Here is a 20,897-nt window from a genome sequence, read left to right as displayed (position 1 = left end):
CTTTCTTCAGTCGTTTTCTAGCCCACGCGGGTTCTTCGAACCCATCATGCCAGCAGGAGTGCGGGCGCCTCGGGCGCCGGTCACGGTCTGCGCCGCACCGACCACAGGGCGCCTCCAGCGACGAGCAGCCCCGCCACCACGACGAACGGCCACACCGGGACGTCACCGCCGGCGGGGGCGCCGCCAGCCGGGGGGCCCGGCGTCCCGGTGCCCGGCACCGTCAACCGAAACGACCACGAGCCGGAGACCACGTGACCGTCGGCGGACGTCACCCGGTAGTTCACCGTGTAGGTCCCGGCCGGGCCCAGCGGCCGCAGGTCGATGCCGACCACCGCACCCCGCACCACGGGGTCGCCGGCCGACCACGTGTTGCCGTCGGGCCCGACGACCGTCATGGCAGCGAACGTGGTTTGCAGCTGTTCGTTGAAGGTGGCGCTCACTCGCGCGGGACCGGCCGCGAGGACGGCCCTGTCGGCCGGATCGCTGGCTATCCGCGTTGCGTGCGCCGACGCCGCGGGCGCGGTCAGCGTTGCGATCACCAGCAGGGCAGCGACGCATGCGGTGATCGCCAACCGCCTCATGTCCGTCGGCGGATCAGCGCGAGGCAGACGCCCAGCGCGGCCACGACCAAGGCCGCGCCGCCGAGCAGTCGGGCGGTGCTGTCCGACGACTTGGGCTGTGGCGCGGTCGCCTGCCGGGCCGGCGCCGCGGAGGGCGGATGGTGGCTCTGCGAGGCCGCCGGTGCCGCGGCAAGCGTCAGCGTGGGCACGGGATATTCGGGCTCGCCACCGTCGGGCTTCGGGGGCTGGTCCCACTTCACCACCGTGCCGTCGGAGTAGGTCTGCGTGGCCGGAAAGCTCACCGTCTCGGTGTCGGGCAATTTCACCGACATCCGGAACAGCGCGAACTGATCAGCCCCGATGCCGCCGCCCGGCGCCGCCGTCCACGTCACCGAGCGCACGGCGCCCGATACCGCGTCGCGGTCGAGCTTGGTCGTCCACCCCGGCATGGTTTCGGCGCGCGCCGAGGCCACGTCGGGCAGCGCGACGCTGAGCGCGGTGGTCGCCGCGCCCACGTTCGATTCGTTGGGGACCTGAAAGGTGACGACCGCCATGGCGCCCCGCACGGCGTCGTCGCTGGTGGCGTGGACGTGGGCCCATGCCGCGGGGAGGTGCGCCGCCGCGCCGACATAGAGCGCGACGGCCGCGGCCACCGCGATCGGCAGGCGGGCCGTCCGCCGCGCGCGGATCGACATGCCGGATCCCATCCGCGGTCAGCCCAGCCCGAGCCGGGCCATCAGGTCCGCCTCGATGCCGTCGAGCTGCGCCGCGATCGCGGCGTGGGCCGCCCGGCGCCGCGCGGCCGGCATGTTCTCCGCGGCGGTGACGGCCGCCGACAGATCGGCGAGCCGCTCGCTGATGGCCGACACGAATTGCTTGGTCTCGGCGTCCTTGGGCTTCTTGTCTTGCACGGCCCGCAGGGACTTCTCCGCGCCGGCGATCCGGGCCGACAGCTGCGCGCCGTGGCCGGAGAACTGCCCGATCTGGGCCAACGGGATCCCGAGTCGGTCCGCGCGGCGCTGATCGATCAGCGCGCGCGCTGAGACGGCGGCACGGTAGACGAGTGGAGTGAGGATCGGCGCGAGCAGCCGGGACACGGTCAGCGCCCGGCGGATCCGCGTCGGGGAGAGGATCTTCCCCTCCCGCGCCGCTTTGAGTTCGGCCTCGGCGACCTTCAACGCCGTTCGATCGGTGTCCCGTTGGGCCTTGATCTGCGCTCGCAGTGCCTTGGCCTCCGCCCGCTGGGCCGCCTTGTATCGGCGGGTCTCGTTCTTGGCGGCGAGCTTGGCCTCCAGCTTCGCGCGGGCCTTGATCGCACGGGCTTCGGCGCGACGCGTCGCGCGACTCTTTCGCTTGCGGAACAGGCCCATTCCCGGCCGCCTCCCCGGTCTGTTGTGGACTATCGCTTTCGCGCGTGCGCGATCCGTGAGCCACCCTAATCGGCGTGGGCGGGCGGAAGCCCTCCAGGTCGGGGCGGCCGGGGTGGGCGTCCGTAACCGGTACAGCTACGCGTCCAGGTGCTCCGCGCGGCGCAGTTCGTTGACCCGCTGCATGACCTCGTGCTGGGCCTCGGGGGACAACTCGGATGCGCGCAGGGCGATACGGCGCACCCCGTCGTCGCGCATCGTGGCCAGGAACGACAGCTCCCTATCGAGCTTCTCGTAGTACTCGTCGTCGGTGAAGTAGGCCGGCTTGATGCGGAAGAAGTTGGCCAATGCGGCCATGGTGGCCGCCGACGGGTTGGTGCGGTTCCCCGACCGCAACTGCGACAGGTAGGGAGCCGACATCGTGACGCCCTCCGCCTTGAGAGCCGCGATCACTTCCGCGGAGGTGTGCGGCCCCCGTCCCGGGGGATACACCGTGTCGAACAGGCGGTTCAGGCGAGCAGCGAACGTCGTGCTCATTGGATATGACCTCCACTGGGCTGTAGAAGTGAACTATTACCTAGGTGTATTTGCTGATCATGGTAGCGAGGGTTTGTGTGCCTAACCAGGTGCAAACCCCCACGGATATGCGTCGGACGTAGCTGGAACGTGCCGATGCCACACTTGACGAGCGTCTAACTGATTCGCTGAGGTGTCCACTAAATCCACGGAACTCACAGGTTATACGCAGAATTGGGGATCGGGCACACGGTGGCCGACCGGCGGCGCCGGTCGGGGCGACGTGTGGGATGGCGACGTGCTGTGCGGTCGCACCGCAACCGGACAGCAATTTATGATTGCTTAACGCCTTATTTGCTGTCGGACGCCTGCTGCGTCCCGAAACAGCAGCACGCGGACGCGCCGGGAAACACGAATCGGAGCTCGTGGGCGATGGGGGCGCCCGCGGGGGCACCGCAGAACGAACGCTGTGCGGTGTCGAGAAAGGCCGTCCGGGCGAAGCGGCAACCGCTTATGCCGCCAGCAGCATCGCCAGAATCGCGGTGTCGGGATGGCTGATGGGATCGACGCCGACCCGGCTCACCATGGACGTGATCGTGCCGTCGGCCTCGGCTTCCACCCAGGCCGCCCGATGCTCGAGCCCCAGGTATGGCAAGCCGGGCAGCAGCACGCAACCAGACGCCGCGCCGCTGCATTCCGGCAGGGAAGGCGTGGTCTCCGAGGGCGGATGCAACATCAACAGCGCGGGCGGTTGGTGGTCGGCGAAATATCCTGGCTGGATTGCCGATTCACCGAAGACGGTACCCTCGGCGAGCACCAGGCCGACGGTGCCCGGCTCGGGCGCGTCGGGTAGCTCCTCGCGGGCACCGAACACCGTTGTGGTGGAGAGCAATCCGGGCAACGACGCGACCCGCACGGCTACCATGAGCAGCTGGGCCCACTCCTTGGTCGAATCGGGCCAACGCCCGGAGATCACAAACCCTTTCAGGGCACCACGAGCATGGAAAGGGGAAACCCCTATCGGGCGGTCAGACCCAGTCTCCATTTCGACCTCCGCGCGACGCCTCCGTCCGATTAACCACACTGGTAGCTCGAATGACTAAGCATGCCTGCGGGTTCGGCGCCGTGCAACCCGACACGGCTAGTGGCGCACATCTTCTCGGAATGCCCGATTCGCGGCCGGACAAACGACAGGGGCGCCGCGCATGCCGCGCGACGCCCCGTGCCGATTCGAGGAGGCCTCAGCCGAAGATCAGCCCGCTGGTTTTCGACGTGGCGGCCGCGTACCGCTTCTGCACGTCGGCCCAGTTGACGACGTTCCAGAACGCCTTGACGTAGTCCGCCTTGACGTTCTTGTACTGCAGGTAGAAAGCGTGCTCCCACATGTCGACCTGCAGCAGGGGAATGATGCCGAGCGGGACGTTGGCCTGCTGGTCATACAGCTGGAAGGTGAGCAGTCTGTCACCGAGCGTGTCATAGCCCAGGACCGCCCAGCCCGAACCCTGCAGGCCGTTGGCGGCCGCGCTGAACTGCGCGCGGAATTTGTCGAACGATCCGAACGCGTCATCGATCGCGGCGGCCAGCTCTCCGGTCGGCTTGTCGCCGCCGTCCGGCGACAGGTTCTTCCACCAGATCGAGTGGTTCACGTGGCCGCCGAGGTGGAACGCCAGGTTCTTTTCGTTCAGGAAGATCGAGGCGTGGTCGTCATTGGCGCGTGCCTCTTCGAGTTTGGCGACCGCGTCGTTCACGCCCTTGACGTACGCGGCGTGGTGCTTGGTGTGATGAATCTCGTTGATCTGCCCCGAGATGTGCGGTTCCAGCGCTGCGTAGTCCCAGTCCAGATCGGGCAGGGTGTATTCAGCCACGGCGTTCCTTTCTTCGATTGTCTTCTTAGGCTCATTGCGCGGGCCCGCCAACGCGGCGGCCAGCCGTAGACAACCCTGCTCCATGACCGGACGGACCGCAAGAACGGCCGCTATGAGCCCCGAACGCGGGTACCCGTTCGGCGCCGAATCAAGCCCGAACGAGTCAGGACAAAACGATGAGGGCGAGAATCGCCAGCAGCGCGAGCGCGATGAGCCCGGCGCGCAGTGCGGCGACGCTGTAGCTGTGATTCCACGCGGGCGAGCCGGAGTACGACTTCGAGGGGGCCGGTGAACCCGGACCGAACGAATGCGTGGCCATCAATCGCCTTTCACCCGCCCCTCACCCCGCGGTAGTGAGGTGAGTCACAAACAATTTTTCGCGAACGCGATCATAGCGCTTCAAACCGGGGTTGGAAAACGGCCCGCTGACGTGCGCGTTGGGGCGGGGCGGGCAAGGACATTTGTGACCGGAGGTCATCCATTCGCTCAACGGCCCTTCCGGGCTGTCGATGGCACACCGGCAAGCCCGTGGTGTTATCCACATGTCGAACCACGGCTACCCCGATAGCGCTGTGGTAACGCTCCCCTTACCCGTTATCCGGATGTGGATAAACCTGTGGAAACTGTGGATAGTCACGGCAGCCGAGTAGATAGCCGGCGGCCCCGACCTCCAGCCACCGACGCCGCATCCGGCGGCGGATATCACCGCGCGGTTAGGCTAGTCCGGTGATCCAGGTGTGCTCCCAATGCGGCACCCGGTGGAACGTGCGCGAGCGGCAACGCGAGTGGTGTCCCCGTTGTCGGGGAGCCCTGCTGGCCCCGCTGCCGGACGCGCCGGCGCCCGATCCGCGGTGGGGCGCACAAACCGCCGCGCCGGCGAGCCGACCGTCCGGGGCCCGGGGATGGCAGCGCACGCCGCCGCGCCTACCGCCGGGCTTTCGCTGGATAGCGGTGCGTCCCGGTGCCGCGCCGCCCACCCGGCGCGGACGACGTCCCCTCGGCCCCACTCCGCGTTATGCCGTGATGCCGCGCTGGGGCCTGGCCGACCGCGTCGAGCCAACGCCGGCGGCGGCCGAGGCGGCCGCGCGCCCCGGGCCGGCCGTACCGACAATTCGCACCACGCTGTTTGTGAGCGTGCTCGTCCTCGGCATCGCGGCTCTGGTCTATGTCGTGCGATACCTGCTGCTGATCATCAACCGGAACACCCTGCTGAACTCCTGGATCGCCGCAGGGGCGGACTGGCTCGGCGTCCTGGCCAGCGCGGCCGCGATCGCGGCGGTGTTCACCTCCGGGGTGATGCTGATCCGTTGGCTCATCGCTCGCCGCGCCGCCGTGTTCGCGCATCACGGCCTGCCCGAGCCGCGGTCCACCCGTACGTTGTGGGCGGGGTGCGTGGTGCCGCTGGCCAATCTGTTGTGGGCGCCGGTCTACGTCATCGAGCTGGCGATCCTGGAGGAGTACTACGCCCGGATACGGCGACCAATCGTCCAGTGGTGGGTCGCGTGGGTGGCCAGCTACCTGGTCTCCGTCTTCGCCATGGTCACCAGCTTCGCCAGGGACGCGCAGGGTATCGCCAACAACACGATCACCATGGTTTTCGCGTACCTGCTCGCGGCGCTGACGATCGCCGCGGCCGCCCGGGTCTTCGAGGGTTTCGAGCGGAAGCCGGTCGAACGGCCCGCGCACCGCTGGGTTGTGGTCACCGACGACCCGGTGCCCACATCGCGCCCGGTTGAGCTGGAGGGGCAGGAAGCGGCAGCATTAGGCGTATGACGTGGGCCGAGGAGGTGCTCGCCGGGCACCCCTTTGTGGTAGCCCACCGCGGCGCGTCGGCCGCTCGGCCCGAACACACGCTGGCCGCCTACGACCTCGCCCTCAGGGAGGGCGCCGACGGCGTGGAATGCGACGTGCGCCTGACGCGCGACGGCCACCTGGTGTGCGTGCACGACCGGCGTCTGGACCGCACGTCGACCGGGGCCGGGCTGGTCAGCACGATGACCCTCGCTGAGCTGCGTGAGCTCGAGTACGGAGCGTGGCACGACAGCTGGCGTGAAGACGGCACACACGGTGACACCAGCCTGCTGACGCTGGACGCCCTGGTTTCGCTCGTCCTGGACTGGCGCCGGCCGGTGAAGCTGTTCATCGAAACCAAGCACCCGGTGCGATACGGCTCGCTGGTGGAAACCAAGCTGCTCGCGCTGCTACACCGCTTCGGCATCGCCGCCCCAGCCTCCGCCGACCGGTCCCGCGCGGTGGTGATGTCGTTTTCGGCGGCCGCGGTCTGGCGGATCCGGCGAGCCGCTCCGCTGCTGCCGACCGTGCTGCTCGGCAGAACCGCGCGCTACTTGACCAGCGGCGCGGCCACGGCCGTCGGCGCCACCGCCGTCGGGCCTTCGCTCGCGACGCTGAAGGAATATCCCCAGCTGGCGGATCGCGCGATCGCCCAGGGCCGGGCCGTCTACTGCTGGAACGTCGACGAGTACGAAGACCTCGACTTCTGCCGTGATGTCGGGGTGGCCTGGCTTGCCACCCACCACCCCGGCCGAACGAAGGCCTACCTGCAAAACGGCCGGGGCGGCTAGTCCGGCGGGGCGGTGGGCACCGGCGCGTCGTTGGCCAGCGCCTCGAACAGCCGGCTGGCCTCGTCGTGGTTCCACACCACCACCGATCCGGCGTCACCGCTGGTGAACTCCCCGATGGGCACCGTCATCGTGGTGGGAGAGCCGTGCAGCCCCCAGCCCAGGCGGCCCAGGTCCCAGACGTGGTCGCCGCGGTCGACGGTCAGGGCATCGGCGACCGCACGCGGCACCGCGTACCAGCGCCACGGGTTCAGCCACACCGCTGGGCTGGCGGCGGCGCGCAGCAGCGCCGCGACGAACTGCCGCTGGTTGACCATCCGGTCCAGATCCGCCCGGGGGGTGTCGCGCGTCCTGACGTACCCGAGGGCGTTGCGGCCGTTCAGCTTCTGGCAGCCGGCCGGCAGGTCGATGCCGGCCAAGGGGTCGTTGAGCGGGGTCGTCGGGCACACCGTCACCCCGCCCAGCGCGTCGACCACGCCGGCGAAGCCGCCGAATCCGATTTCCGCGTAGTGGTCGAGGCGCAGCCCGGTGGCCTGCTCCACCGTCTGGGCCAGCAAGCCGGCCCCGCCCATCGAGAAGGCCGCATTGATCTTGTCCTTGCCGTGCCCGGGGATCGGCACGTAGGAGTCGCGCGGTATCGACACCATCGTCACCCGACCGCCGGACCACAGCTCGGGCAGGTGCACCAGCAGGATGGTGTCCGTCCGGCTGCTGCCGAGGTCACCGCCGGTGGCCAGGTCCTGCTGCTGCTCGGGGCTGAGCCCCTGGCGGCTGTCGGAGCCGACGAGCAGCCAGTTCGTGCCTCGGCCGGGTCCCGGGCGTCCGGGGTAGTCGGTCAAAATGTCGTCGCGGTGCAGCCTGCTGTCGAACCAGACCGCCCCGCACACGGCGGCAATGCCGATCAGCAGCGCACAAATCACCAACGCCGAAGTGGCCGCCCGAAGCCACCGGCGCCACCCGCGTCGGCGTCGCGCGCCGGGCGCGGCGGGCGGAGGTGGGGGTCCGGGCGATCGACGGGTGCGCGGCCCCGGCGGGGCGGGGCGTGGCGTGTCGACGGCGCGGGGCGGCACCGGCGGCGCGGGTGGTGGCATGGGCCGCCGCAGCGGCGCGGTCTGCTCGGCCGGGGCCGGCGGTCGAGCCCCGCGGCGAATCACCGGTGACGGCTCGGTAGGCGGGTCGGGCCGGTGCGGTGGTTGATCGCCGTTCACCCGGTTAACGTACGCGGCGGCGGCGGCCCGGCAAGACGGGTTCGGCTACCGACGGGCGCGCAGGCCGTTGATGAACGGGCACCCCATCAGGACCCGGATGGCCTGGCTCAACCCGGTCATGTCGTCCACCGGCTTGTGGAAGGGCAAGCGGACGTCGTGGTCGCGGTCGGCACCTTCGACGCGGAACCGCACGCCGTAGCGGTCGAGCCCGAGTGGGCGTACCTGGCCGCGGCGCAACGGGGCCGGCAGCCGCGACACCAGCCGCGCCACCACGTCGCTGTGGGCGGTGTCCAAATGCCACAGCAGGTTCGACTCGATCTCGCAGAACGGGTCGGGCCGGGCCGCGAGGAGATCCTCGACGCTGACGGGCTCGGCGCCGGTGGCGTCGGTGACGACGACGGACGCGATCTCCAGCCGGATCAGCGTGTACCGGGGCTCGTCGCCGTCCGGCGGGGCGCAGCGCGGCGTGTCGACCTGAAGCAGTGCGGGGTGGGGCCAGTCGGCGGCGATCAGGTCGACGGTGTCGGCGACCTCGTCCGGGCGGAATTCCTGCAGGCGCCCGCGCACCCACACCAGCGAGCGCACCGGCTCCCGCAGCGGAAGCGGCGCGTAGTCGGTCAACTCCAGCAGTGCCTGCGCTCCGGCGACGCCGCGGTCCGGCCGGCCGTCGCGCCCACTCGGAAGCGCCAGCGCGAACGACCCGTCGGGCAGCAGGTGATGTACGGGCGTCACGACCGGATCCTGGCGTGTGTGCACGGATTCCAGGGCCAGGAGCGCGCCACCGGCGCGCACGCACGCGCTGCGGATGCGTTCGGCCGTCGTCGGGGCGGGGCACGTCAGCGGTAACACCGTTCTCCTTCAGTTAGGTAAGCCTAAGTTAACTTAGAAGGCCGAGCGCCGCAAGAGCCGTCTGCTCGCGGTCGCCGCTAGGGTTGGGGCGTGATCCGCATCGCTTATCTCGGTCCGGAGGGGACCTTCACCGAGGCGGCGCTGTTGCAGATCAAGGCCGCCGGCCTGATTCCCGACCAGGGGACGGACGAGGTTGGGCGGATGCCCTTCGACAGCACCGCCGCGGCGCTGGACACCGTCCGCGAGGGCGGCGCCGAATACGCCTGTGTCCCCATCGAGAACTCGATCGACGGGTCAGTGACGCCCACGCTGGACAGCCTGGCGATCGGTTCGCCGCTGCAGGTGTTCGCCGAGACCACCCTGGACGTCGCATTCACGATCGTCGTCAAACCCGGTCGCACCGCCGCCGACGTGCGCACGCTGGCCGCATTCTCCGTGGCGGCGGCGCAGGTGCGGCATTGGGTCGCCACCCACCTGCCCGACGCCGAGCTGCGACCCGCGTACTCCAACGCCGACGCCGCGAGGCAGGTGGCCGAAGGGCAAGCCGACGCCGCGGTGACGTCGCCGCTGGCCGCCACGCATTGGGGGCTGGCCGCGCTGGCCGACGGCGTGGTCGACGAGCCCAACGCCCGGACGCGTTTCCTCTTGGTCGGCCCGCCCGGACCGCCGCCGGCCCGCACCGGTGCCGACCGCACGTCGGTGGTGCTGCGCATCGACAACGCGCCCGGTGCGCTGTTGGGCGCGCTGACCGAGTTCGGGATCCGCGGCATCGACCTGACCCGGATCGAATCCCGCCCGACCCGGACGGCGCTGGGTACCTACGTGTTCTTCGCCGACTGTGTGGGCCACATCGACGACGACGCCGTCGCCGAGGCACTCAAAGCGCTGCACCGACGTTGTGCAGACGTGCGATACCTGGGATCTTGGCCGACCGGCTCCCCCGCCGGGGTGCTGCCGCCACCGGCCGACGAGGCGGCCCGCTGGCTGGCGCGGCTGCGCGACGGCAAACCGGAGACCACGGCCGGGGGGATCGTGGGATGACGGGCCGACTGGTGCTCCTGCGACACGGCCAGTCCTACGGCAACGTCGAGCGCAGGCTGGACACCCGCCCACCCGGGGCGGAACTGACGCCGCTGGGCCGCGACCAGGCCCGCGCCTTCGCCCGCCGGGCGGGACGGCCCTCGCTGCTGGCCCATTCGGTGGCGATCCGGGCGTCGCAGACGGCCGGGGTGATCGGCGGCGAGCTGCGGATGTCCGCCGTCGAGGTGGCCGGCGTTCACGAAGTTCAGGTCGGCGGGCTGGAAAATCGCAAAGACGACGACGCGGTCGCGGAGTTCAACGAGGTCTACCGGCGATGGCATCACGGTGACCTCGATGTCCCGCTGCCCGGCGGGGAAACCGGCAACGACGTGCTGGACCGCTACGTGCCGGTGCTCACCGACCTGCGGCTGCGCTACCTCGATGACCACGACTGGACCGGCGACATCGTCGTTGTCAGCCATGGCGCCGCCATCCGCCTGGCCGCCGCGGTGCTGGCCGGTGTGGACGCCGGCTTTGCGCTGGACAATCACATCGACAACGCCGAATCCGTGGTGCTGGCGCCGATCACCGACGGACGGTGGAGCTGCGTGCGGTGGGGGACCCTGACGCCGCCGTTCTATCCGGAGACCGAGGCAACCCCGGTCGCGGACGCGGTGCACTCGAGCACCGACCCGATGGGCTGACGCCCGATCAGACGGCCAGTGCGACCGACTCCGAGCATCCGCAGCCGACCGCGTCGCAGTCGACGACGAAGGCGTGCGGCAACAGCTCGGGGCTGAAGCAATCCGGCTCGGTGCATTCCGAGCGGCGCAGTGAATGGCGAATGATGGTGCCGTGACAGTGATCTAGGCCTGCCCGGCAGTCGCGGCAGTCAGCACTCATAACGCGTTCATAGCACCCGCCACGGACAAATCCGGGATGCCGCGCCCATAAAACCGGCGCGGCTGTCAGGTGGTCAGGCCCAGCCCAGTTCTTCCAGCCGGGCGTCGTCGATGCCGAAGTGGTGGGCGATCTCGTGGATCACCGTGATCGCCACTTCCTCCACGACGTCTTCGTCGGATTCGCAGACGTCCAGCAGCGCCTCGCGGTAGATGGTGATCGCGTCGGGCAGTGATCCGGCGTAGTCGGAATCCCGCTCGGTCAGGGCGACGCCCTCGTACAGTCCGAGCAGCTCCCCCTCCTCGGGGTGGCGGTCCTCGACCAGAACGACGACGTTGTCCATCGCCGCCGCCAGCTCGGGCGGGATCAGGTCGAGCGCGTCGGAAACCAGTTCGTCGAACCGCTGCGGATCCATCCGCGCGGGCACGTGGCTACCCCCCGGGTTGCGCCGCGGGCGGTGCCTCCGGCGCCGGATTGGCCGGCGGCGGCGCTCCACCGTCCGCGGGGGGCGGGGCCTGCTGCGGCGCCCCGGCATCCGCGGGGGGTGGCGCCTGCGGGGCCGGGGAGTCGGAGGCCGGCGCCTGGGGCGGGGTGACCACCGGCTGCTGCCCCGGAAGGTGCTGATTGTTCGGCGGGATCTCCGGCGGCGAGCTGGCCTGCGGCGACGGCGCCTGGGCCGGCACCTGGAGCGGTATCGGCGGCAGCGTGAGCCGCTCCTCGGGAATGTCGGGCGGCGGCACCGGCGGCTGGCCGTTGATCAGCAGCTGGCCCTTGGCGCTGTTGACCAGGGTGGCCCAGCCGCCGTTGCCCAGGGTCGCGCCGATGCTGCATGCGACCTCCCGGCTGCCAGCCGCCCAGCTGGCCAGCGGAACGGTCGGATAGATCAGCGTCAGTGTCGTGGTGCGCAACTTGACCGGCGCCAGGTAGGCGTCCGTCATCTTGGTGCACTGATCCTTGATGAAGCCGTCCTGGTCGGGCTCCGCCGGCAGCGCGCCGGGGAACTTCTCGGCCAGGTTCACCGTGCCGGTCACCTCCATCGCGTGCGGCGCCGCGCACTCGACCGGAGCGTCGATCGGCTGGTTGGTGGTCGGGTCGATGCCCAAGCAGGTGCCCGCCGGCCAGACCTTGGACTGGTCGACGTCGGCGACCTTGCCCTTGAAGGCCTGCTGCTGGTTGTTGGTGCCGGGCAGCTGCAGACCGCACAGCATGCGGCGCTCGCCCGACTGGCGCCAGGCCCGGTCACCTGGCCACAGCAGGCTGACGGTGAACTTGCTGTTGGGATCGAACTTGGGGCCCAGGTAGTTGCGCACGGCGGACTCGCACTGCTCCTGGGTGATCTGCTGGATGCGAGCCGGCGACGGGGGAGCGGCGTCGGGGCCGTACTCGGAGCCCGGGAACGTCCGCATGTCGACGGATTCGGCGACTTCGAACTTGTGGTCGTCGACGCAGTTGACGATCCTCGCCGACTCGGGGGTGCTGTCCGGCCACATCAGGCAGTCACCGCTGGCGGCCTTGTTGAACGCGGCGTCGCTCCGGCTTCCGGTGGTGGGCACGGGGTTGCCGTTGAGATACCCGGACAACCGTCCCGGCCCGGTGCCGCCGACCGGCAACGCGGTGACGAGCCCGGCGATCAGCAGGCCGCCGAGCGCTGTCAGCAGCAGGGCACGGCGGGTGGCCTGCGCCTGCAGACTGCGCGGCCACCGGAAGCCGGCGTGCGGCTGTTCCGGCGCGGCGGTGCGGGCGTCAGCCTCCGCGGCTTCCGTCTCGGGCGCTTGCGACATCGGGTCCATTCTGACAGGAGCGCCTGTGCGGCGTGACAAAAGTTACTGATGTGAGTCCTGGGACTGGCGGGGCCGGGCGGCGTGCGAACGGGCCGAGCCGGTGAAAGTAGTCTCAGGGCCGTGATCGACCTGAAGCTGCTCCGCGAGAACCCCGACGTCGTACGCAGGTCGCAGACCAGTCGAGGCGAGGATCCGACCTTGGTTGACACGCTGCTGGCGGCCGACGCCGCCCGCCGGGCGGCGATCTCGTCGGCCGACGCGCTGCGCGCCGAACAGAAATCCGCCAGCAAGAGCGTCGGCTCCGCGTCGCCCGAGGAGCGCCCGGCCAAGCTGGCGCGCGCCAAGGAGCTGGCCGAGCAGGTCAAGGCCGCCCAGAGCGAGCAGGCCGAGGCCGAGGCGGCGCTCACGGCGGCGCACATGGCGATCTCCAACGTCGTCATCGACGGGGTGCCCGCCGGCGGGGAGGACGACTACCGCGTCCTGGAGGTCGTGGGCGAACCCGCTGCGATCGAGAACCCGAAGGACCACCTCGAACTCGGCGAATCACTGGGCCTCATCGACATGCAGCGCGGCGCCAAGGTGTCCGGGTCGCGCTTCTACTTTCTGACCGGCCGGGGCGCGCTGCTGCAGCTGGGGCTGCTCCAGCTGGCCTTGCGGCTGGCCGTCGAGAACGGCTTCATCCCGATGATCCCGCCGGTGCTGGTGCGCCCGGAGGTGATGGCCGGCACCGGGTTCCTCGGCGCGCACGCCGACGAGATCTACCGGGTCGACGCCGACGACCTCTACCTGGTCGGCACCTCCGAGGTGCCACTGGCCGGTTACCACGCCGACGAGATCCTGGACCTGTCCGGTGGGCCGCTGCGTTACGCGGGCTGGTCGTCGTGCTTCCGGCGGGAGGCCGGCAGCTACGGCAAGGACACCCGCGGCATCATCCGGGTGCACCAGTTCGACAAGGTGGAGGGGTTCGTCTACTGCACCCCCGCGGAGGCCGAGGCCGAGCACGAGCGGCTCTTGGGTTGGCAACGCGAGATGCTGGCCCGCATCGAGGTGCCTTATCGGGTGATCGACGTCGCGGCGGGCGATCTCGGGTCGTCGGCCGCCCGCAAATTCGACTGCGAGGCATGGGTTCCCACCCAGGGCGCCTACCGCGAGCTGACGTCGACGTCGAACTGCACGACCTTCCAGGCGCGCCGGCTGGCGACGCGCTACCGCGACTCGGGCGGCAAGCCCCAGACCGCGGCCACCCTCAACGGGACGCTGGGCACCACCCGGTGGCTGGTGGCGATCCTGGAAAACCACCAACGCCCCGACGGCAGCGTGCGCGTTCCGGAGGCGCTGGTGCCGTTCGTCGGCACCGAGCTGCTCGAGCCGGTCGCCACCATTGGCTAGTGGGGATCGCGAGCGCGGCGTAGCCGGGCGCTGCGGGTCGCCACCATTGGCTAGTGGGGATCGCGAGCGCGGCGTAGCCGGGCGCTGCGGGTCGCCACCATTGGCTAGGGTGTCTTCGGCGTCAGCCGGCCCGGGGTGTGGCCGAAGGCGCGCCGATAGGTGTCGATGAAGGCACTCGGTGTGGCCCAACCACATTCGGACGCCACCGACGTGACATCTCGGCGCTCGGCCAGCAGCACCAGGGCATGCTGCAACCGGAGCTGGGTGCGCCACTGCGGGAAGGTCATCGCCAGCTCGTCGCGGAACAGGCGGCTCAGCGTGCGCGGGCTGATACCGATCCGGTGACCGATCTGCTGCAACGTCAGCGGCTCGCGCAGGTTGCCGGCGATCAACGCGCACGCTTCGGACAGCCGGCCGTCGACGGGTGTGGGAATCCACAGCGGCTCGCCGACGCTGGTCGCCTGCAACTGATCGTGCAACACGGCCAGCATCCGGTGGTGCTCGTCCGTGTCGGTTCCGTCGGTCTGCGAACACGCGATCATGAGTTCGCGCATCAATGGGTTGACCGCCAGCACGGCCGGCGCCGCCGGGCCGCGACGGTACCGGCTTGGGTCCAGTGCGACGGCGTGAAACTGCGTGTGGCCGTGGAACTTATGTTCGTGCCAGCAGCCCGCCGGTATCCAGATCGCCCGATTCGCGGGCGTGATCCAGGTTCCCGCCGGGGTGGTGACCGAGACCGCGCCCGAGGACGGGTAGACGATCTGATGCAAGGGATGTCGGTGCCGCTGGATGCGGGCTCCCGGCGGCAGCGCCTGTGACGACGTCACCAAGCGATGATGGCCGATTTCCGACATAACACGGCAGAATATCGGAAGCTCGCAGGAGGCGCGTGCGCCTAATGTCCGCGTTATGGCGATGAATCTCTTGCACCGGCGCCGGTGTAGCTCGGCGGGCTGGGAGAAAGCGGTGGCCCATCAGCTGTTGCCCTGGGCGCTGGACGGCGTCGAATTGGGCTCGCGGACTTTGGAAATCGGCCCGGGCTACGGGGCGACGACGCGCGCTTTACTGGACAGGGCCGATTCGCTCACCGCCGTCGAGGTCGATGCCGCGATGGCCGATCGCCTGCAGCGCCGTTACGGCGACCGGGCCCGCATCATCCACGGCGACGGCACCGACACCGGCCTGCCCACCGATCACTTCACCTCGGTGGTGTGCTTCACGATGCTGCACCACGTTCCCAGCGCCGACTTGCAGGACCGGCTCTTCGCCGAGGCGTTCCGGGTGCTGCAGCCGGGCGGGGCATTCGCCGGCAGCGACGGCGTCCCGTCCCTGACCTTCCGGCTCCTTCACATCGCCGACACGTACAACCCAATCGAGCCGAAGCATCTGGGCGCGCGCCTGCGGAACGCGGGATTCGCCGATGTCCAGATCGACTCTTCCGGTGGGCGGCAACGGTGGCGCGCCATCAAACCGACCTGAGCGTGGATCAGCGACCGATGCCGCCGAACGTGGGGCTGCCCGCCTCGAGCGGCACCCGGGCGGCGCGTGCGGTGAAGCTGATCGCGTGATACCACCCGCACAGCATCGTGAGGTCGAGAATCTCGCGTTCGTCGAACTCGGTGCGCAGCGCCGTCCAGAGGGCATCGTCGATGTCGCGACGGTCGCAGAGCGAATCCACGGCGCGGACCAGGAGCCGATCTCGGCCGGCGCTCCAGCAGGGATCGTCGGCGCCGCCGTGGGTCAAGGAGCGGACCTGCTCGCGGTCGAGGCGCGCCTTCTCCGCGAAAAACGCGACGTGCACGCCCCATTCGTATTCACAGCCGCAGCGAGCGCAGGTGCGGTCGATGACGATCTCGCGATCGCGAAGGGACAGCGACAACTTGCGGCTCAGCTCGTAGCCGCCCCAGAGCGTCATGGCCTCGGCCATGGGCATGTTGCGCACCACGACGCGAAACAGGGCGATGGGCGGCACGTTCGGCGGCATCATCTTTTGCAGTTGCGCCGCCACCGAGGGCTCGTACGGCGGTTCGAGGCCACCGATGCGAGGCGTTACTATTTCCGTAACCATGGAGAAGAAAGCTACGTTACGGAATCCGAAACGTCAATCGGTGGCTCGACCGGGGCGTCCGGTGCGGGGGTCGACAACAGGGCGGCCGCTCATGGCGGCCCTCGATCTCCTGGGGCGGCGCTGGGCGTTGCGGATCCTGTGGGAGCTTCGCGACGGTCCGCTGGGAGCGCGGTCCTTGCGGGAGCGCTGCGACGGCATGTCTCCCAGCGTTCTGTATGACCGTCTCGGCGACCTGACAGGCGCGGGCCTGGTCGTCCAGCGGGACGACCAGTGTTACGAGCTCAGTGAGGCCGGCCTGTCGCTGGGCGAGGCCCTAAATCCCCTGGACCAGTGGGCCCGTCGCTGGGCGGAGCGAACCTAGGCGTCCACCGTCTCGCGGGCCTGCTCGTGCCGGCGCTGCCGCTCCATGGTGGCGAAGTAGAAGGCGAACGCGAACGCGAAGCTGGTGAAGAGGCTGGACACGAAGTACAGCCACGGGTGCCGCAGCCCGCGGCGGTAACCGTCCACGATCGTAAACAGCGGCAGCAGAACGACATTCGCGATCGTGTAGTCCTGGCTGGCGGAGGACGCGGCCGGGTTGGTGAACATCAGCCTGATGTACTCGGCCCAGCTGCCGTGCTCGCCCCACAGCGGGTTGGTGGACCCGTGCGAATACTGCGAGACGTAGGTGATGTTGAAGTACCAGCCCAGCGCGACCGACGCGATCCCGACCAGGTAGTAGACGCACTCCAGCGGGGAGAACAACGGGCCCCCGGCGGGTCGGGCGAAGACCTTCGAGTTCGCGGCGACGATCCAGCCGATGACGCTGAGCCCGAGAACTGCATGCACAAGAAGCGAGACCATGCGCGCAGTCTCACCCCGTAGCCAGAGTTTTGTCAATAGTGACAAAAGACCGGGTGGGGTACCTTAATTGCATGGTCAGGCCGGCGCAGACGGTGCGCAGCGAGCGCACCCGGGAGGCGCTGATCCAGGCCGCCATGGTGCGATTCCTGGGCCAGGGTGTCGAGGAGACCTCGGCCGAGCAGATCGCTGCGGACGCCGGGGTGTCGCTCCGGACGTTCTATCGGCACTTCAAGTCCAAGCATGACCTGTTGTTTGCCGACTACACCGGACTGAACTGGTTTCGCGCCGCCTTGGATGCCAGGCCCGATACCGAAGCGATCATCGATTCGGTGCAGTCGGCCATCTTCTCGTTTCCGTATGACGTTGAGGCCGTGGCGAAAATCGCTGCTCTACGCGGTGGCGAGCTCGACCCGGGCCGCATCGTGCGCCATATGCAGGAAGTCCAGGGCGACTTCGCCGATGCCATCCAGGAGCAGTTGCGCCGGCGTAGCTGTGCGGCGCGCGAGACGCAGGACGCGCGGTTGCGCGCCGCGGTGACCGCGCGCTGCATCGCCGCCGGCGTCTTCGGCGCGATGGAGTTCTGGATGCTCGGGGGGGATCGATCGCTGGGCGAGCTGGCGCGCATGTGCCACGCGGCGCTGGAGTCCCTGCGGGCGGGCATCACCGACGCCTGGGTCACGCAAGCCGACTAAAGTTTCGTCATAATTGACAAAACTTTGCGATCATGCCAGCCTGCATTGCTGGAGGGCAGGACATGACTGACTATGACGCGATAGTTATCGGTGCCGGGCACAACGGTCTGGCCGCCGCGGTGGTGCTGCAGAAGGCCGGGCTGCGGACGGTGTGTCTGGATTCCAAGCTCTACGCCGGTGGAATGGCTTCCACGGTGGAGCTTTTCGACGGGTACCGGTTCGAGATCGCCGGCTCGGTGCAGTTCCCCACCTCGATGGTGGTCGTCGAGGAACTCGGCCTGGACACCCTGCCGACGATCGACCTCGAGGTGATGTCGGTGGCGGTGCGCGGCGTCGGCGACGACCCGCTGATCCAGTACAGCGACCCCATCAAGTTGTTCACCCATCTCAACGAGGTGCACGGGGCGGACGCCGTCAACGGGATGGCGGGGCTGATGGCCTGGAGCCAGGCGCCCACCCGGGCGCTGGGCCGGTTCGAGGCCGGAACCGAGCCCAAGACGTTCGACGAGATGTACGCCTGTGCGACAAACGAATTCGAACGTTCAGCTATCGACGAGATGCTGTTCGGCTCGGTCACCGACGTTCTGGACCGCTACCTTCCCGACCGCGAGAAGCACGGTGCGCTGCGCGGTTCGATGACCGTGCTGGCCGTCAACACCCTCTATCGCGGTCCCGCTACGCCGGGCAGCGCGGCCGCGCTGGCCTTCGGGCTGGGCGTCCCCGACGGGGATACCATGCAGATGAAGAAGCTGCGCGGCGGCATCGGGGCACTCACCTCGCACCTGTGCAAACTGCTGGAGAGCCACGGCGGCGAAGTCCGGCTGCGAAGCCAGGTGACCGAGATCCTGGTCGACGATTCCCAGCCCGGAGGGCGGGTGAGTGGGGTCCGCACCGAGGGGGGCGAGACCTTGACCGCCCCGATCGTCGTTTCCGGCATCGCGCCCGACGTCACCCTCAACGAACTGATCGACCCGGCTCTGCTGCCCGGCGACATTCGGGAGCGCTATGCGCGCACCGACCACCGCGGCAGTTATCTGCAGATGCACTTCGCGCTGGAGGAGGCGCCGGAGTTCGTCGCGCCCTACGAGTCGCTCAACGACCCGGCCATGCAGGCATCGATCGGCCTGTTCTGCACGCCGGAGGAAGTCCAGCAGCAATGGGAGGACTGCCGCCGCGGGATCGTCCCGGCGGACCCGACCGTGGTGCTGCAGATTCCCACGCAGAACGATCCGGACCTGGCGCCCGCGGGCAAGCACGCCGCCTCGGCGTTCGCGTTGTGGTTCCCGATTGAGGGCGGCGTCGATTACGGCGCCGCGAAGGTCGAAATGGGGCAGCGGGTGATCGACAAGATCACGCGCCTGGCGCCGAACTTCGAGCGCAGCATCACCCGGCACACCACCTTCACGCCCAGGCACATGGGCGTGATGTTCGGCGCCCCCGGGGGCGACTACTGCCACGGGTTGCTGAACCCCGACCAGATCGGCCCGAATCGGCCCGGTCCGAGAGGTTTTCGCGGTCAGCCGATTCCGATCGAGGGCCTGTACCTGGGCAGCGCGGGCTGCCACGGCGGACCGGGCATCACGTTCATTCCCGGCTACAACGCGGCCCGGCAGGCGCTCGCCGACCGCACGGCCTAGCGATTCGAGCCGCCGGATGAGCGGTACGTCGAACCGAGCCGTCCGGGGCAACCCGGGCTAGGCTACCCAGGAACCTCAGCACTACCGGTGCTTGGCGGATCCCCCCGTACGCAGCCAGCTGCCGTTCTCCACGCACCGCCGTCGGTGCTGAAGCACGGGAGGTAGCGGTGCGGATCGGCCCATTGGATGTCTCAACGGTCGACGAATGGGCGCCGGCGCCGGGCAGGTTGTTCTCGTGGCACCCGTCGCCCGCCGCCCGCGCCAAGGCCCTCGAAGCGCCGGTAAGCGCCGTGCCCCCCAGCTACGTCCAGGCCCGGCACCTGCGCAGCCTGCGTGAACAGGCCGCCCGCGGCCTGGATCATTCGCGGCTGTTGATCGCGTCCGTCGAGGTGTCGGGCCGCTGCGATCTGCGCGCCATGACCTACGTCATCAACGCACACCTGCGCCGGCACGACACCTACCGCAGTTGGTTTCAGTATCGCGACGCCGACCACATCGTGCGGCGCACCGTCGCCGACCCCGCCGACATCGAGTTCGAGCCCACCGAACACGGCGAGCTGACCAGTGCGCAGCTGCAGGAGCACATCGTGGCCACCCCCGATTCACTGCAGTGGGATTGCTTCAGCTTCGGGGTGATTCAGCGCCCGGACCGTTTCACGTTCTATGCGAGCATCGATCACCTGCACGCCGACGGCCAGTTCGTCGGGATGGGCCTCATCGAGTTCCAGACGATGTACGCCGAGCTGATCGCGGGAAACCCACCGGTCGAACTGCCCCCTGCCGGCGACTACGCCGACTACTGCCTGCGGCAGCGCGAGTACACCGAGGCGCTGACCGTCGAGTCGCCGGAGGTGCGTGCCTGGATCGACTTCGCCGAACTCAACGACGGGACGTTCCCGGCGTTCCCGCTCCCCCTCGGCGACGTCCCCTATGGCGGCGATCTGCTGGGCGTGACCCTGCTGGACGAGGATCAAACGCATCGATTCGAAACGGCCTGTGTGGCCGCCGGTGCCCGTTTCGTCGGGGGCATGTTCGCGTGCCTCGCCCTGGCCGTTCACGAGTTGACCGGCGCGGGGACCTATTTCGCCATCACCCCGAAAGACACCCGCAGCACCCCGGCCGACCTCACGACGCAGGGTTGGTTCACCGGACAGATCCCGATCACCGTTCCGGTCGCCGGGGCGTCGTTCAACGACATGGCCAGAAGGGCGCAGGCGTCGTTCGATGACGGTTCGGACCTGGCGCGGGTGCCCTTCGAGCGGGTCGTGGAATTGGCGCCGTCGCTGCGCAGGCCCCCGCCGTTGTTCTCGCTGGTGAATTTCTTTGACGCGCAGGCCAGTCCGCTGTCGATGATGACCAAGTTGTTCGACGGCCTGACCGTCGGTGCGCACAGTGACGGCCGGGTCACCTACCCGCTGAGCACGATGGTGGGGCGGTTCGACGAGACGGCGGCGAGCGTGCTGTTCCCCAACCATCCCGAGGCCCGAAATAACGTCACCCGGTACCTGGGTGCCATAAAATCCGTGTGCGTCCGCATCGCCGACGGCGGGGCGGCGGAGCGTGCGCGTAACGTCGCCGACCGCCACCGGCAGGCGGCGCACTGACGCCGAAAAGAATGCGGTT

General features: G+C 69.2%; 25 protein-coding genes. 10 read left to right on the top strand and 15 right to left on the bottom strand.

What is annotated here, in order from left to right; translation table 11 throughout:
• Positions 1-80 precede the first annotated feature (80 nt).
• The 7 genes from G6N51_RS18335 to G6N51_RS28785 form a co-directional block, all read right to left on the bottom strand.
• Positions 81-581 (bottom strand): copper resistance CopC family protein, encoded by a 501-nt coding sequence (locus G6N51_RS18335; RefSeq protein WP_083175870.1) that lies wholly within the window; start codon positions 579-581, stop codon positions 81-83.
• Positions 578-1,255 carry a YcnI family protein gene (locus G6N51_RS18330; RefSeq protein ID WP_083175888.1) on the bottom strand — a complete coding sequence of 226 codons (678 nt, stop codon included), beginning with the start codon at positions 1,253-1,255 and terminating at the stop codon, positions 578-580. The genes G6N51_RS18335 and G6N51_RS18330 overlap by 4 nt, the downstream gene beginning before the upstream one ends.
• Positions 1,256-1,273: 18 nt before the next feature.
• Positions 1,274-1,930: a DUF6474 family protein gene (locus tag G6N51_RS18325; RefSeq protein WP_083175872.1), complete on the bottom strand. Its 657-nt coding sequence runs from the start codon at positions 1,928-1,930 to the stop codon at positions 1,274-1,276.
• A 135-nt stretch (positions 1,931-2,065) separates the two neighbouring features.
• Positions 2,066-2,464, bottom strand: coding sequence for a helix-turn-helix domain-containing protein (locus G6N51_RS18320; RefSeq protein WP_083175873.1), 399 nt, complete (start codon positions 2,462-2,464; stop codon positions 2,066-2,068).
• Positions 2,465-2,954: 490 nt separating this feature from the next.
• Positions 2,955-3,488, bottom strand: coding sequence for a peptidase (locus G6N51_RS18315; protein ID WP_067925804.1), 534 nt, complete (start codon positions 3,486-3,488; stop codon positions 2,955-2,957).
• A 196-nt stretch (positions 3,489-3,684) separates the two neighbouring features.
• Positions 3,685-4,308, bottom strand: a complete 624-nt coding sequence (locus tag G6N51_RS18310) for a superoxide dismutase (RefSeq protein WP_083175875.1) — start codon at positions 4,306-4,308, stop codon at positions 3,685-3,687.
• Between the two features lie 163 nt (positions 4,309-4,471).
• A complete protein-coding gene (locus G6N51_RS28785; RefSeq protein ID WP_167528590.1) occupies positions 4,472-4,627 on the bottom strand; it encodes a hypothetical protein in 156 nt (51 codons plus the stop codon).
• Positions 4,628-5,034: 407 nt separating this feature from the next.
• Here G6N51_RS28785 and G6N51_RS18305 point away from each other — a divergent pair, with 407 nt between their 5' ends.
• The gene (locus G6N51_RS18305) at positions 5,035-6,081 is read left to right on the top strand and encodes a DUF4328 domain-containing protein (protein ID WP_083175877.1); all 1,047 of its coding nucleotides are present in this window, start codon (positions 5,035-5,037) and stop codon (positions 6,079-6,081) included.
• Positions 6,078-6,890 carry a glycerophosphodiester phosphodiesterase gene (locus tag G6N51_RS18300; RefSeq protein WP_083175879.1) on the top strand — a complete coding sequence of 271 codons (813 nt, stop codon included), beginning with the start codon at positions 6,078-6,080 and terminating at the stop codon, positions 6,888-6,890. The genes G6N51_RS18305 and G6N51_RS18300 overlap by 4 nt, the downstream gene beginning before the upstream one ends.
• On the opposite strand, the gene G6N51_RS18295 is transcribed toward G6N51_RS18300, so the two are convergent.
• Both G6N51_RS18295 and G6N51_RS18290 read right to left on the bottom strand, forming a co-directional pair.
• Positions 6,887-8,095, bottom strand: coding sequence for an LCP family protein (locus tag G6N51_RS18295; RefSeq protein WP_232078428.1), 1,209 nt, complete (start codon positions 8,093-8,095; stop codon positions 6,887-6,889). The two genes, G6N51_RS18300 and G6N51_RS18295, sit on opposite strands and share 4 nt — an antisense overlap.
• A 45-nt stretch (positions 8,096-8,140) precedes the next feature.
• Positions 8,141-8,944: a DUF2470 domain-containing protein gene (locus tag G6N51_RS18290; protein ID WP_083175880.1), complete on the bottom strand. Its 804-nt coding sequence runs from the start codon at positions 8,942-8,944 to the stop codon at positions 8,141-8,143.
• 90 nt (positions 8,945-9,034) lie between these two features.
• Between G6N51_RS18290 and pheA the strand changes: the two genes are divergently transcribed.
• Positions 9,035-9,985, top strand: coding sequence for a prephenate dehydratase (gene pheA, locus G6N51_RS18285; protein ID WP_083175882.1), 951 nt, complete (start codon positions 9,035-9,037; stop codon positions 9,983-9,985).
• Positions 9,982-10,668 (top strand): histidine phosphatase family protein, encoded by a 687-nt coding sequence (locus G6N51_RS18280; protein ID WP_083175884.1) that lies wholly within the window; start codon positions 9,982-9,984, stop codon positions 10,666-10,668. The genes pheA and G6N51_RS18280 overlap by 4 nt, the downstream gene beginning before the upstream one ends.
• A 7-nt stretch (positions 10,669-10,675) precedes the next feature.
• Here the strand turns inward: G6N51_RS18280 and G6N51_RS18275 are convergent, their stop codons facing one another.
• From G6N51_RS18275 to G6N51_RS18265, 3 genes are all read right to left on the bottom strand, one after another.
• Positions 10,676-10,867, bottom strand: a complete 192-nt coding sequence (locus tag G6N51_RS18275; RefSeq protein WP_046183317.1) for a hypothetical protein — start codon at positions 10,865-10,867, stop codon at positions 10,676-10,678.
• Between the two features lie 73 nt (positions 10,868-10,940).
• A complete protein-coding gene (locus tag G6N51_RS18270; protein ID WP_142275247.1) occupies positions 10,941-11,291 on the bottom strand; it encodes a metallopeptidase family protein in 351 nt (116 codons plus the stop codon).
• A 4-nt stretch (positions 11,292-11,295) separates the two neighbouring features.
• Positions 11,296-12,654: a septum formation family protein gene (locus G6N51_RS18265; protein WP_163750750.1), complete on the bottom strand. Its 1,359-nt coding sequence runs from the start codon at positions 12,652-12,654 to the stop codon at positions 11,296-11,298.
• 111 nt (positions 12,655-12,765) lie between these two features.
• Here G6N51_RS18265 and serS point away from each other — a divergent pair, with 111 nt between their 5' ends.
• A complete protein-coding gene (serS, locus tag G6N51_RS18260; protein WP_083171834.1) occupies positions 12,766-14,034 on the top strand; it encodes a serine--tRNA ligase in 1,269 nt (422 codons plus the stop codon).
• 104 nt (positions 14,035-14,138) lie between these two features.
• Here serS and G6N51_RS18255 read toward each other — a convergent pair whose 3' ends face one another.
• The gene (locus G6N51_RS18255; RefSeq protein WP_083171833.1) at positions 14,139-14,888 is read right to left on the bottom strand and encodes an AraC family transcriptional regulator; all 750 of its coding nucleotides are present in this window, start codon (positions 14,886-14,888) and stop codon (positions 14,139-14,141) included.
• Between the two features lie 55 nt (positions 14,889-14,943).
• On the opposite strand from G6N51_RS18255, the gene G6N51_RS18250 reads away from it, so the two are divergent.
• Positions 14,944-15,513, top strand: a complete 570-nt coding sequence (locus G6N51_RS18250; protein WP_083171832.1) for a class I SAM-dependent methyltransferase — start codon at positions 14,944-14,946, stop codon at positions 15,511-15,513.
• A 7-nt stretch (positions 15,514-15,520) separates the two neighbouring features.
• On the opposite strand, the gene G6N51_RS18245 is transcribed toward G6N51_RS18250, so the two are convergent.
• A complete protein-coding gene (locus tag G6N51_RS18245) occupies positions 15,521-16,102 on the bottom strand; it encodes a carboxymuconolactone decarboxylase family protein (protein WP_197747124.1) in 582 nt (193 codons plus the stop codon).
• A 91-nt stretch (positions 16,103-16,193) separates the two neighbouring features.
• Here G6N51_RS18245 and G6N51_RS18240 point away from each other — a divergent pair, with 91 nt between their 5' ends.
• The gene (locus G6N51_RS18240; protein ID WP_232078427.1) at positions 16,194-16,463 is read left to right on the top strand and encodes a winged helix-turn-helix transcriptional regulator; all 270 of its coding nucleotides are present in this window, start codon (positions 16,194-16,196) and stop codon (positions 16,461-16,463) included.
• Here G6N51_RS18240 and G6N51_RS18235 read toward each other — a convergent pair.
• Complete coding sequence (locus G6N51_RS18235; protein WP_083171830.1) at positions 16,460-16,945, bottom strand: DUF2834 domain-containing protein; 486 nt, start codon at positions 16,943-16,945, stop codon at positions 16,460-16,462. The genes G6N51_RS18240 and G6N51_RS18235 overlap by 4 nt on opposite strands.
• Before the next feature lie 71 nt (positions 16,946-17,016).
• Between G6N51_RS18235 and G6N51_RS18230 the strand changes: the two genes are divergently transcribed.
• The 3 genes from G6N51_RS18230 to G6N51_RS18220 all read left to right on the top strand — a co-directional run bounded on the left by G6N51_RS18230 (position 17,017) and on the right by G6N51_RS18220 (position 20,878).
• Positions 17,017-17,637 (top strand): TetR/AcrR family transcriptional regulator, encoded by a 621-nt coding sequence (locus G6N51_RS18230; protein ID WP_083171829.1) that lies wholly within the window; start codon positions 17,017-17,019, stop codon positions 17,635-17,637.
• A gap of 62 nt (positions 17,638-17,699) precedes the next feature.
• On the top strand, positions 17,700-19,274 hold the full coding sequence (locus tag G6N51_RS18225) for a phytoene desaturase family protein (protein WP_083171828.1): 1,575 nt from the start codon (positions 17,700-17,702) through the stop codon (positions 19,272-19,274).
• 167 nt (positions 19,275-19,441) lie between these two features.
• The gene (locus tag G6N51_RS18220) at positions 19,442-20,878 is read left to right on the top strand and encodes a condensation domain-containing protein (protein ID WP_083171827.1); all 1,437 of its coding nucleotides are present in this window, start codon (positions 19,442-19,444) and stop codon (positions 20,876-20,878) included.
• The last annotated feature ends 19 nt before the right edge of the window (positions 20,879-20,897 follow it).

It is taken from the genome of Mycobacterium paraseoulense (assembly GCF_010731655.1).
Taxonomy (GTDB): domain Bacteria; phylum Actinomycetota; class Actinomycetes; order Mycobacteriales; family Mycobacteriaceae; genus Mycobacterium; species Mycobacterium paraseoulense.
Note: the sequence above shows the minus strand (reverse complement) of the source record. Positions and strands in the feature narration are given on the sequence as shown.

Excerpts from the sequence above, each read along its gene's own strand:
- G6N51_RS18300 (WP_083175879.1), top strand. The coding sequence starts at position 6,078 with ATGACGTGGGCCGAGGAGGTGCTCGCCGGGCACCCCTTTGTGGTAGCC.
- G6N51_RS18240 (WP_232078427.1), top strand. The coding sequence starts at position 16,194 with ATGGCGGCCCTCGATCTCCTGGGGCGGCGCTGGGCGTTGCGGATCCTG.
- G6N51_RS18225 (WP_083171828.1), top strand. The coding sequence starts at position 17,700 with ATGACTGACTATGACGCGATAGTTATCGGTGCCGGGCACAACGGTCTG.
- G6N51_RS18315 (WP_067925804.1), bottom strand. The coding sequence starts at position 3,488 with ATGGAGACTGGGTCTGACCGCCCGATAGGGGTTTCCCCTTTCCATGCT.
- G6N51_RS18280 (WP_083175884.1), top strand. The coding sequence starts at position 9,982 with ATGACGGGCCGACTGGTGCTCCTGCGACACGGCCAGTCCTACGGCAAC.
- G6N51_RS18245 (WP_197747124.1), bottom strand. The coding sequence starts at position 16,102 with ATGGTTACGGAAATAGTAACGCCTCGCATCGGTGGCCTCGAACCGCCG.
- G6N51_RS18330 (WP_083175888.1), bottom strand. The coding sequence starts at position 1,255 with ATGTCGATCCGCGCGCGGCGGACGGCCCGCCTGCCGATCGCGGTGGCC.
- G6N51_RS18335 (WP_083175870.1), bottom strand. The coding sequence starts at position 581 with ATGAGGCGGTTGGCGATCACCGCATGCGTCGCTGCCCTGCTGGTGATC.
- G6N51_RS18255 (WP_083171833.1), bottom strand. The coding sequence starts at position 14,888 with ATGTCGGAAATCGGCCATCATCGCTTGGTGACGTCGTCACAGGCGCTG.
- G6N51_RS18325 (WP_083175872.1), bottom strand. The coding sequence starts at position 1,930 with ATGGGCCTGTTCCGCAAGCGAAAGAGTCGCGCGACGCGTCGCGCCGAA.
- G6N51_RS18320 (WP_083175873.1), bottom strand. The coding sequence starts at position 2,464 with ATGAGCACGACGTTCGCTGCTCGCCTGAACCGCCTGTTCGACACGGTG.
- G6N51_RS18250 (WP_083171832.1), top strand. The coding sequence starts at position 14,944 with ATGGCGATGAATCTCTTGCACCGGCGCCGGTGTAGCTCGGCGGGCTGG.
- G6N51_RS28785 (WP_167528590.1), bottom strand. The coding sequence starts at position 4,627 with ATGGCCACGCATTCGTTCGGTCCGGGTTCACCGGCCCCCTCGAAGTCG.
- G6N51_RS18265 (WP_163750750.1), bottom strand. The coding sequence starts at position 12,654 with ATGGACCCGATGTCGCAAGCGCCCGAGACGGAAGCCGCGGAGGCTGAC.
- G6N51_RS18275 (WP_046183317.1), bottom strand. The coding sequence starts at position 10,867 with ATGAGTGCTGACTGCCGCGACTGCCGGGCAGGCCTAGATCACTGTCAC.
- G6N51_RS18230 (WP_083171829.1), top strand. The coding sequence starts at position 17,017 with ATGGTCAGGCCGGCGCAGACGGTGCGCAGCGAGCGCACCCGGGAGGCG.
- G6N51_RS18235 (WP_083171830.1), bottom strand. The coding sequence starts at position 16,945 with ATGGTCTCGCTTCTTGTGCATGCAGTTCTCGGGCTCAGCGTCATCGGC.